The sequence below is a fragment of the Paenibacillus sp. An7 genome (assembly GCF_009870785.1).
Taxonomy (GTDB): domain Bacteria; phylum Bacillota; class Bacilli; order Paenibacillales; family Paenibacillaceae; genus Paenibacillus.
This window is the reverse complement of the sequence record NZ_WTWX01000060.1, coordinates 1-2715: the sequence shown is the minus strand read 5'-3', so window position 1 is coordinate 2715 and position 2715 is coordinate 1. Positions and strand designations below refer to the sequence as shown.

3 protein-coding genes are annotated in these 2715 nt (G+C 34.2%); 2 read left to right on the top strand and 1 reads right to left on the bottom strand.

Annotated elements, in window-relative coordinates; all coding sequences use genetic code 11:
• Nucleotides 1–221: hypothetical protein (locus GQY27_RS21085; RefSeq protein ID WP_442950925.1), on the bottom strand; the 221-nt coding region annotated here is incomplete at its 3' end.
• Nucleotides 222–1023: 802 nt separating this feature from the next.
• Between GQY27_RS21085 and GQY27_RS21080 the strand changes: the two genes are divergently transcribed.
• A complete protein-coding gene (locus GQY27_RS21080; protein ID WP_160037227.1) occupies nt 1024–1485 on the top strand; it encodes a VOC family protein in 462 nt (153 codons plus the stop codon).
• 751 nt (nt 1486–2236) lie between these two features.
• Complete coding sequence (locus GQY27_RS21075) at nt 2237–2650, top strand: DUF4181 domain-containing protein (RefSeq protein WP_160037226.1); 414 nt, start codon at nt 2237–2239, stop codon at nt 2648–2650.
• Nucleotides 2651–2715: the final 65 nt, after the last annotated feature.

Here is a 2715-nt window from a genome sequence, read left to right as displayed (position 1 = left end):
TACAGCGAATAGACAACCTTTTTACCATTTCCCTTATCAATCATGTTTAGCATATCTTTTACATGTAACTCGTCTACAATTTCATCTTCAAAAGATTCTTGCCTTGTAAAGTCATAAGTAAATGGGTACTGCCTAGCTGCTTTTTTTGCATGATACTGGAGTCTCCAAGCCATTCGTTTGAGTTCAGCATCAATTACATCTTTGATTTGTAGTTCGTTCATTGGACTCTCCTTTCATGTATATTGATAATTTTCTCTACTAACTAGGAACTGAATCATAGGATTTAGAAACCAATATTAAGAAAAAAGGGAACACAAGTTCCTATTCATACTATATTTTACCCATTTTACAACTATATCTAAAGTCTTTTTCTATAAAAAAGTGGTTAAATTAGGTGTTATTAATTAACTTTTTTGCTGTTAAACCTGGCGCTATGCTACCAGCGAAATATGCATAAAACGTCACATAAAGCTGATACGCACCGCTATCACTGTAGCGGATAACCAGAGTGCCTACTCCGAAAGAAGCATCCTAGACTAAACGTTCTAGATCTTTTCTATCGCTTAACACGTGCTACAGAGCCAAGAAATAATCTTAAAATTAAATAGGAAAATCATAAGCTAATTGAGGAATATGAGGACAGAAGGGTAATTGGATTCTTGAAATGGTAGATATCCGGCTTAAACAGTTTGAGGTTGGCAGGGGATGGTTGATTTATTTGAAGTTTGTCCAAGTAGAAAATAATTCTAGGGACTTTTTAATGACCCAACGTGCGAATACCTCCTATAGGGATTCGCTTTTTTTTGAGGGAAAATACATCAGCTGCTCTATTTTTCGTTAAGCTAAATGGCAGGATAACGCAACTATTTTTTACAGAAATCGTCTGAACAACAAACATCCTTAATGGAATGTCGGTTAAGGAACCATTTTACGGAGTAAAGCTTATGGAACCGAAAATACAGAATATATAATTAAAGTCTAATAGGGTTTAAACAAACAGGCGTGATTCAAGGGGGCTTATAAATGATAATAGGATTATATGAAGCACATTTACCAGTTAGCGATTTAAAACGTTCAATTGAATTTTACAAAGGACTTGGTTTGGAGTTTTCCCACAGTCATGAGGATAAGTTGGCATTCCTATGGATCGAAAAAGATAAAAGTTGGTTGGGACTATGGGAAACAGACAAAGTTGAACTTGAATATCATCCTTCAATAAGGCACATAGCTTTTCAAGTTTCTTTAAAAGGATTAAAAAATTCAGTTGCTTGGTTGAAAGAAAAAGGATATGAACCCAGGGAGGCATTTGGTTTTAAACCAGTTGAACCTTTTGTCATGGCACATAATGGCATGGCTCATGCCAAAATCCATTTCAATGACCCTGATGGGAACAGTTTAGAGTTTATATGTAAGCTTAGAAATCCTAAAAATATATCAAAGCGTATGTATTTAAGTGAATGGGAACAGTTGAATGAATTAAATTAGTACCCTGATCCTCTATTTTTTCTTAAGCAAGGAATGACAGTGTAGGCCACATATAGTAAAGTGTTCTACCGCAATCGGAAAAACGTTAGTTGAAGACAAAAGGGAGCAGCTTACCAGTTGGCAACTGCCCCCTTTTAGTTATTTGTGCAAACCGGCAGAATCATTGAGAAACTCACATATGGTTTTTTAGGGTTTATGCTATGTTCGAATCAAATGAAGAAGAAAGTAAGGTGAAAGATTATGAATGGAAAGTTCCTTGAAGTCTTAATAGCTATAGTACTTGGCTTTTTTACAGGGATATTACTGAGTGGTAACGGGATAGATATTGAAGAAAGCGGTATTCATATTTTACTCGGATGCATCTTCTGGATAAACGTCTTCTCCTATCTAAAAACTAAATAATTGAAACTATCGTTAACCTAATTGTAAAACGTTAGTTGAACACAGCAGGGAGCAGCTTGTCAGTTGGCAGCTGCTCCCTTTTAGTTATGCAACGAGTAGGTTAGTTGTGTGAGAGGATGTTTTTTTTGTTAGAATTAAACAAAACGGAGGGGATGCACGTTGGATAAGAAGAAGTACTTTATTCTAATGCCACCAATGTTTATAATTGGGCTATTTTTACTTTACTTTATTCCAGCAAATCAGAGACATTATGTGTCGTTAGTTCCTATTGTATTTTGGTTGATATATTACACTTGGATATTTATTGATAGGGAACAAAAGAAAAAATTAATGGGATAGGAGGAGTTGTGTGTTCTGGATAAAATTTTGTTTGATTGCGATAATTGTTTTTGTCCTTATTTCAACAGTTAAGCTTCTTCTGAGGAACCTACTCAAAATTGAGAAAGTAAAAAAAGAGTTTTTTTCTTTTAATTACATAAACGAGTTACATAGAAAAATTGATAAAGGTTTGAGGGCTTTTTCTGCGATTATCCTGGTGATTCTATCTTTTGTGCTGTTGATTTATTATGAAGATTTAATTTACCTGATTTTAATTGCAGTAATTGCTTTTATGGTATTGGATTATATGGTAAGAGCATTTTTTGAATGGAAATATACACAATATCCGAAGCAATCTATTTTGACTTTAACTGAAATGTGTTTAATTTTAATAGCAATAATAATCGTTATTGAATTTAAATTACTTGGTCCCCTATTCAACTAACGAAAAAACATTAGTTGAACACAGCACGGAGCAGCTTGCCAGTTAGCAGCTGCTCCCTTTTATTA